This window comes from Rhizobium sp. SVR5-2C (genome assembly GCF_056755115.1).
In genome coordinates, this window is record NZ_JBNDHT010000214.1 from 1 (window position 1) to 7,415 (window position 7,415).

Genomic DNA, 7,415 nt, shown 5'->3' on the forward strand with positions numbered 1-7,415 from the left:
GGTGCTGCGAAGGGTGCCGGACCTGATGTCGCCACAGCCGTTCTCGGCAAGCTCGGCATCGCGGCCGACAACATCCAGTGGGTGGTCACGAATTTCTCATCGCTCATTCCGGGGCTCCAGGCCAATCGCTTCGACATGACCGCCAGCGAAATGGCGATCCGCCCCGAGCGCTGCCAGAAGGTCGTCTATTCCGAGCCGAACACATCCTACGGTGAGGGTCTGCTCGTGCCGGCCGGCAATCCGAAGGGCGTGAAGACCTATTCCGATTTTGCCAAGGAAGGCATGAAGGTCGCGGTCATGGCCGGCGCCGACCAGCTTCACATGATGCAGTCGCTCGGCGTGCCGGAAGGCAACATCGTCACCATCGCCGCAAACTCCGATGCGATCTCGACCGTCTCGACCGGTCGCGCCGATGCCTATGCCGCGACGGGACTGACGGCCAGCGAACTGGCAGCCAAGAGCGACAAGGTCGCGATCGTGGATGATTTCAAGGATCCGGTCGTCGACGGCAAGGAAGTTCGCAGCTGGGGCGGCTTCAACTTCAATTCGGACTCCAAGGATCTTGTCGAGGCCTTCAACAAGGAGCTCGAAGCCTTCAAGAAGACCGACGACTGGAAGAAGATCCTTACCGGCTATGGCTTCACGCCCGCAGATATCGAAGGCTCGTCCGCCAAGACGACCAAAGACCTCTGCGCAATGTGATCAAGCGGATCACACCGGATATGACGGCCACCGGCCGGGGCGAAAATGGCAAAGCTCCGGCCGATCCTGTTTAGAGCGGGACGCCGGCATGTCGGCCGATAATAATGGGGAAAGTCGCGGATGCATTGGACGGAATATCTTGGCCCGCTTGCCCAGGGCGCCAAGGTCACTATCGAACTTACCGTATATTCGACCATTCTCGGCGGAATATTCTCCTTCCTGTTCGGGATCGGAAAGCTCTCGCCCAACTGGTTCGTCAAGGGCTTCTCGATCGTCTACATCGAAGTCTTCCGCGGCACATCGCTGCTCGTCCAGCTTTTCTGGCTCTATTTCGCGCTCCCGATCGCCGGTGACATGATCGGGCTCGATCTGAGGCTGCCGCCCGTCGCCGCGGGGGTGCTGGCCCTGGCGCTCAATATCGGCGCCTATGGCGCCGAGGTGGTGCGCGGTGCGATCCAGGCCGTCAGCCGCAACCAGTACGAGGCGGCGACCGCGCTCAACTTCACGCCGCGCCAGGCGCTTTTTCGCGTGGCCCTGCCGCAGGCGCTACCGGAGATGATGCCGAGTTTTTGCAACCTTGCCGTCCAGAACCTGAAGGACACGGCGCTCGTATCCCTCATCAGCCTTGCCGACCTCGCCTTCAAGGCGGAACAGCTGCGCAACTTCTATCAGGACTCGACCACGATCTACATGATCATTCTGTTCATGTATTTCGGCATGGCCCTGGTGCTGACGCTGATCATGCGCATCCTGGAAAACTCGCTCAGCCGCTGGCGCGGCTACAGGAGGTAGGCCCATGCTGTTCGGATACGAATGGGATACCGCTAACGGCGAACTGGCTTTCGCGATCTCCATCCTGCCCATACTGCTGCACGGACTTCTGGTAACGATTGAAGCCTCCATCCTCGGCTTCTTCGTCGCCATGGTCATCGGCCTCCTGCTGGCCGTCCTGAAGGGCGCGCCGTCGCGGTTCATCTCGTGGCCTGCGACCTTCATCACGGAGTTCATCCGCGACACGCCGCTGCTCGTCCAGCTCTTCTTTCTCTATTACGTGCTGCCGGACTACGGCATCGTGCTGCCGGCCTTCATGACCGGCGCCCTGGCGCTCGGCATTCAGTACAGTGCCTATACCTCCGAGGTCTATCGGGCCGGTATCGATGCGATCGATCGTGGCCAGCACGAAGCATCCAAGGCGCTCGACCTGCCGCCGCGCCGCACCTTCACGCATATCATCCTCCCGCAGGCGGTGCCGCGCATCATCCCGGCGCTCGGCAACTATCTCGTTTCGATCATGAAGGACGTGCCGGTGCTGTCGGTGGTCACCGTGCTGGAAATGCTGAACGTCGCCAAGATCATCGGTGATCAGACCTTCGACTATCTGGTGCCACTGTCGATGGTCGGCGGCCTTTATCTGATCCTGACCATCTTCGCATCCGCGCTGGTGCGCTATCTCGATATTAATCTACCGAAGGGAGGTATCCCGTTAAGATGAGCGAGCCAGTCATCGTTTTCGACAAGGTCAAGAAGGCCTATGGCAACTTCGTCGTCATCAACGATCTCGATTTCACCGTTTCTCCAGGAGAAAAGGTGACGATCATCGGTCCGTCGGGTTCCGGCAAGTCGACCGTTCTCAGGATCCTGATGACGCTGGAAAAGATCAGCGGGGGCACCGTGTATGTCGGCGGAGAGCCCCTGTGGCACGAGCGCAGGAATGGCGATCTCGTCCCGGCCGGAGAGAACCATCTCCGCGAAATGCGCAAGCAGCTTGGGATGGTGTTCCAGCAATTCAATCTCTTCCCGCATATGACGGTCCTCAGAAACCTCATGGAAGCGCCGCACGTGGTGCTGGGCCTTTCCAAGGCCGAGGCCAGGGGGCGGGCTGAAGAGCTGCTGGAGCTTGTCGGCCTCAAGGAACATGCGCAGAAATTCCCGGGCCAGCTTTCCGGCGGGCAACAGCAGCGCGTCGGCATCGCCCGGGCGCTCGCCATGCGGCCCCGCATCATGCTGTTCGACGAACCGACGTCGGCGCTCGACCCGGAACTGGTCGGCGAAGTGCTGAACGTCATTCGCAGGCTCGCCTCCGAGCACGATCTCACGATGCTGATGGTGACCCACGAGATGCGCTTCGCCCGCGAGATTTCCGACCGCGTATGCTTCTTCGACAAGGGCAAGATCCACGAGGAAGGAACGCCGGCGGAGATCTTCGGCAATCCGCAGAAGGAGCGCACGCAGCAGTTCCTGAGGGCGGTGACGGAGGGGTGAATGAGCGGTCGTGAACTGATCACGCTTGCCGATGTGTTGGCTGCGCGCGCACGGATCGTCGGCATTGCCATGCGCACGCCTCTCGTTCCCTCGCCCTTCATGACCCGAAAGGCGGGCCGGGAATTTCTGTTGAAGCTGGAGATCGCCCAGCCGATCGGCGCCTTCAAGATCCGCGGCGCGGCCAACGCAATCGCGCGTTTGCCTGCCGAAGCAAAGGGCGTCGCCTGCTGCTCGACCGGCAATCACGGCCGGGGCGTTGCCTATGCCGCGCAAAAGCGAGGCATCCCGGCTGTCGTGTGCATGTCGTCCCTCGTCCCGCAGGCGAAGGTCGAGGGTATTCGCGCGCTTGGCGCCGATGTCCGCATCGTCGGCAGGAGCCAGGATGACGCACAGGCCGAGTGCACACGCCTGTGTGCCGAGGACGGCTTCAGTGAAGTGCCGCCCTTCGACCACGCCGATGTGATCGCCGGCCAGGGCACGATCGGCCTCGAGATTCTGGAGGACCGCCCGGACGTCGCCTCGTTGCTCGTTCCGCTCTCCGGCGGCGGCCTTGCCGCCGGCGTCGCGCTTGCCGCCAAGGCGATCCGGCCGGATATTCGTGTGATCGGCATTTCCATGGATCGAGGCGCTGCGATGGCCGCGTCGCTTGTCGCCGGAAGGCCGGTCGAGGTGGAAGAAGTGCCGAGCCTTGCCGATTCCCTCGGCGGCGGCATCGGACTCGACAACCGCTATACGTTCGATCTCTGCCGGGAACTGATCGACGACATGGTTCTTGTGAGCGAGGCCGAAATCTACCGGGCCATGCAGGTGCTCTATTTCGAGGACCGATTTGTGGCCGAAGGCGCAAGCGTCGTGGGACTGGCCGCCGTGCTTTCCGGGAAGCTTTCTCTGCCGGAAGGACCAACCGCCAGCATCGTCACCGGGCGCAATCTCGACATGCCGACATTCACGAAAATCATATCGGGCGAGGACGTGATGCTCGGCGACGTTTTAATGGAAGGCACGCTTTATGGCGCATGACATCGTGATCCTGACCGAGAAGGAGCTCCGAAGGGCAGTCCCGCTCGATCTTGCCGCCATCGACATCGTCGAGCGGGCATTCGCGGCCCTCGCCACGGGCGAGGTGATCATGCCACCGATCCTTTCGATGGCGATCCCGCAGGCCAATGGGGAGGTCGATGTCAAAACCGCCTATATCCCCGGTCTCGACGGCTTCGCCATCAAGGTCAGCCCGGGCTTCTTCGACAATCCTAAAATCGGCCTGCCGAGCCTCAACGGATTGATGATCCTCTTTTCTGCGAAGACGGGCCTCGTCAAGGCTCTGCTGCTGGACAACGGTTACCTCACCGATGTGCGCACGGCCGCGGCAGGCGCCGTTGCGGCACGCCATCTGGCGCCGGCCGATGTCGTGACCGCGGGGGTAATGGGCACCGGCGTCCAGGCTCGGCTGCAGATCGAAGCGGCGCATCTCGTTCGTCCCTTCAGGCGCGTCATCGTCTGGGGCAGAGACCTTGCGAAAGCAGAGGCCTGCGCCGCCGATCTCGCGGCGCGGCTTGGCATCGAAGCGCGCGGCGAGGCGAACCCGGCGCGGCTCGTGGCCGAAAGCCAGCTCGTCATCACCACCACGCCTTCACGCGAACCGATATTGAAGGCCGAATGGCTGCATCCCGGCCTGCACATTACCGCGATGGGATCCGACCAGGAGGAAAAGAACGAGATCGACCCGAAGGCGCTCGCGAGCGCCGATCTCTATGTCTGCGACCGGGTGAGCCAATGCGAGAAGCTCGGCGAACTGCGCAGCGCGATCGCCGCCGGCCTCTGGACGACGGGAGCGCCGGCGGAACTCGGCGCGGTGCTGACCGGAAGAACCGCTGGACGCAAGAGTGAAAGCGACGTGACGATTTCAGACCTGACGGGTACCGGAGCGCAAGATACCGCGATCGCCACCTTTGCCCGCGCGCGTTGCGAGGCCCAGGGTGCGGGCAACGTGATGAATGTGTGAGATGGCTCGGTTCGAGCAGCAAGTGACGTCATGTTGAAACTCGACAATCGCGATATCGAAATCCTGAAGATCCTTTCGAGCGAAGCCCGCATTTCGAAGGCTGACCTCGCGAGCAGGATCAATCTGAGCCCGAGTCCGTGCTGGGAGCGCCTGAGCCGGCTGGAAAAGGCCGGCGTAATCAGCAGCTACAGGGCGGAGATCTCGCTGAAATCCATCGTTTCGAGCGTCACCGTCTTTGTCACCGTCGAGCTCGAGCATCATCGCTCGGACGCGTTCCAGGCGTTTGAGCGGGCAGTGAAGGCCAAGGAGGAGATCGTCGCTTGCTGGGCACTGGGCGGCGGCTTCGATTACCTCCTGCACATCGTCACCCGCGATATCGACAGCTATCAGCGCCTGATCGATCGGCTCCTGGAGCAGCCGCTGGGGGTCGCGCGCTACTACACCTACATCGTGACCAAGCCTGTGAAAGAGGGCGGAGCGCTGCCTTTCGACAGCCTGTTCGAGAACGGAAGAGAAGAAGCTGCCATCGAGGGTGGCAAATAAAGATATTTCGTCTGCCGCCAATGCCTGGAAAAGACAATTCGGCTGCCTCGTTCGAGGGATCATGAAGCCTGATCAATGGGAAGAGGTGCAGCATGGCATATCCGGCCGAAGCTCCGAAATCGCTGCTGACAGGGTTCAGCGACCACAGGCTGATACGCCAGTTCGCCTATATCGGCGGGCACTGGGTGGCTTCCGCTCGCAATGAGACGTTCGCGGTGACAGACCCCGCAAGCGGCGGCTGGCTAGGCGATGTGGCAAGCCTCTCGGCCGAGGAGAGCCGTGCCGCGATCGACGCGGCCGATCGCGCCTTTGCCGGCTGGGCCGCAGCCCTGCCGCAGGAGCGGTCACGCATCCTGCGGCACTGGTTCGAGCTGATCGTAAAGAACCGCGAAGACCTAGCCCGCCTGATGGTGCTCGAACAGGGCAAGCCGATCTCCGAGGCCCGCGGCGAGATCGACTATGCGGCATCCTTCGTCGAATACTATGCGGAGCAGGCAAAGCGCCCGGATATCTCCAGCGTGACCTCGCATCTACCGGATGCCGAGATGGAAGTCTGGCTGGAGCCGGTCGGTGTCGCGGCGCTCATCACGCCCTGGAATTTTCCGTCCGCCATGCTGACCCGGAAAGCCGCCGCGGCCCTTGCCGCAGGATGCACGGTCATTACGCATCCGAGCCATGAAACGCCCTATTCGGCGCTCGCCCTTGCCGAGCTTGCCGAGCGGGCGGGATTTCCGGCCGGCGTCTTCAACGTCGTGACGGGACACGCTGCGACCGTCGCAGAACCATGGCTTGCCGATCCTCGCGTGCGCGCGCTTTCCTTCACCGGATCCACGGAGATCGGCAGGCTGCTCTATGGGCGTTCTGCCGATACGGTGAAACGTCTCGTGCTGGAACTGGGGGGCCACGCCCCCTTCCTTCTCTTTGCCGATGCCGAGATGGAGAGAGCGGTTGACGAGGCCGTGAAGGCGAAGTTCGCCACCTCTGGCCAGGATTGCCTGGGCGCCAATCGTTTCCTTGTCGAGCGGTCGGTTTACCAGGACTTCTGCCGCCGGTTTGCCGATCGCGCATCGGCGCTGACTGTCGGCGCCGGTCTTGATGACCCCGATATCGGCCCGCTGATGAACGAGAAAGCGGTGCTGAAGCAGGAAGAGCAGGTGGCCGACGCGCTGAGGCGCGGGGCGCGACTTCTCGCGGGAGGAAAGCGCCACGGCAAAGGTCCGCTCTTCTTCGAGGCGACCGTTCTCGTCGATGTTCCGCCGGACGCGCTGATCATGCGGGAAGAAACTTTCGGCCCGGTGGCGGCCATAGCGCCGTTCGACGGCGAGGAAGAGGCATTACGATGGGCAAACGATACCGAATACGGTCTCGTCGCCTATGTGCATACGCTGGATCCGCGCCGGATCTATAGGGCGAGCCGGAGCCTGAAATACGGCATGGTCGCCGTAAACCGGACGAAGGTCACCGGCGCGCCTATCCCGTTCGGCGGAATGAAACAGTCCGGACTCGGCCGTGAAGGGGCGCTTCACGGAATGCAGGCCTTCATGGACGTGAAATATGTCTGCCGCGATTGGGCATAACAGAAAGGAAAGACCGATGCTGACAAACGATCAACTCGACAAGTGGGATCGCGAGAACTTCCTCCATCCCTCGACCCATCTTGCCCAGCACGCGCGTGGCGAAAGTCCAAACCGCATCGTGACGGGCGGTTCCGGCGTCTATATCGAGGATCGCGACGGCAACCGCCTGCTCGATGCCTTTGCCGGGCTCTATTGTGTGAACGTCGGCTACGGCCGTACCGAGATCGCGGAGGCGATCGCGGCGCAGGCGAAAGAGCTCGCCTACTATCATGCCTATGTCGGCCACGGGACGGAAGCTTCGATCACGCTCGCCAAGATGATCCTGGACC

General features: G+C 62.2%; 9 protein-coding genes. All 9 read left to right on the top strand.

Going from position 1 to position 7,415, the window contains the following annotated elements:
• Window positions 1-702: ectoine/hydroxyectoine ABC transporter substrate-binding protein EhuB (gene ehuB / locus ACPYOI_RS33740; protein ID WP_481423993.1), on the top strand; the 702-nt coding region annotated here is incomplete at its 5' end.
• 120 nt (window positions 703-822) lie between these two features.
• Entirely contained in the window at window positions 823-1,494 is a 672-nt protein-coding gene (ehuC, locus tag ACPYOI_RS33745; protein ID WP_481417755.1) for an ectoine/hydroxyectoine ABC transporter permease subunit EhuC, read from the top strand.
• A gap of 4 nt (window positions 1,495-1,498) precedes the next feature.
• A complete protein-coding gene (gene ehuD, locus ACPYOI_RS33750) occupies window positions 1,499-2,194 on the top strand; it encodes an ectoine/hydroxyectoine ABC transporter permease subunit EhuD (RefSeq protein ID WP_168832092.1) in 696 nt (231 codons plus the stop codon).
• Window positions 2,191-2,964, top strand: coding sequence for an ectoine/hydroxyectoine ABC transporter ATP-binding protein EhuA (ehuA, locus tag ACPYOI_RS33755; RefSeq protein WP_168832093.1), 774 nt, complete (start codon window positions 2,191-2,193; stop codon window positions 2,962-2,964). Before ehuD ends, ehuA begins: the two co-directional genes overlap by 4 nt.
• The gene (gene eutB, locus ACPYOI_RS33760; protein ID WP_481417756.1) at window positions 2,965-3,984 is read left to right on the top strand and encodes a hydroxyectoine utilization dehydratase EutB; all 1,020 of its coding nucleotides are present in this window, start codon (window positions 2,965-2,967) and stop codon (window positions 3,982-3,984) included.
• Window positions 3,974-4,966, top strand: coding sequence for a cyclodeaminase (locus tag ACPYOI_RS33765; RefSeq protein ID WP_481417757.1), 993 nt, complete (start codon window positions 3,974-3,976; stop codon window positions 4,964-4,966). The genes eutB and ACPYOI_RS33765 overlap by 11 nt, the downstream gene beginning before the upstream one ends.
• A gap of 30 nt (window positions 4,967-4,996) precedes the next feature.
• A complete protein-coding gene (locus tag ACPYOI_RS33770) occupies window positions 4,997-5,509 on the top strand; it encodes an Lrp/AsnC family transcriptional regulator (RefSeq protein WP_481417758.1) in 513 nt (170 codons plus the stop codon).
• Between the two features lie 92 nt (window positions 5,510-5,601).
• Window positions 5,602-7,086: an NAD-dependent succinate-semialdehyde dehydrogenase gene (locus ACPYOI_RS33775; protein ID WP_481417759.1), complete on the top strand. Its 1,485-nt coding sequence runs from the start codon at window positions 5,602-5,604 to the stop codon at window positions 7,084-7,086.
• Between the two features lie 16 nt (window positions 7,087-7,102).
• A partial coding sequence (locus tag ACPYOI_RS33780) for an aminotransferase class III-fold pyridoxal phosphate-dependent enzyme (protein WP_481423994.1) occupies window positions 7,103-7,415 on the top strand: 313 nt, incomplete at its 3' end.

Coding starts and splice junctions, on each gene's coding strand:
- eutB (WP_481417756.1), top strand. CDS start 2,965: ATGAGCGGTCGTGAACTGATCACGCTTGCCGATGTGTTGGCTGCGCGC.
- ehuD (WP_168832092.1), top strand. CDS start 1,499: ATGCTGTTCGGATACGAATGGGATACCGCTAACGGCGAACTGGCTTTC.
- ACPYOI_RS33765 (WP_481417757.1), top strand. CDS start 3,974: ATGGCGCATGACATCGTGATCCTGACCGAGAAGGAGCTCCGAAGGGCA.
- ACPYOI_RS33775 (WP_481417759.1), top strand. CDS start 5,602: ATGGCATATCCGGCCGAAGCTCCGAAATCGCTGCTGACAGGGTTCAGC.
- ACPYOI_RS33770 (WP_481417758.1), top strand. CDS start 4,997: ATGTTGAAACTCGACAATCGCGATATCGAAATCCTGAAGATCCTTTCG.
- ehuA (WP_168832093.1), top strand. CDS start 2,191: ATGAGCGAGCCAGTCATCGTTTTCGACAAGGTCAAGAAGGCCTATGGC.
- ehuC (WP_481417755.1), top strand. CDS start 823: ATGCATTGGACGGAATATCTTGGCCCGCTTGCCCAGGGCGCCAAGGTC.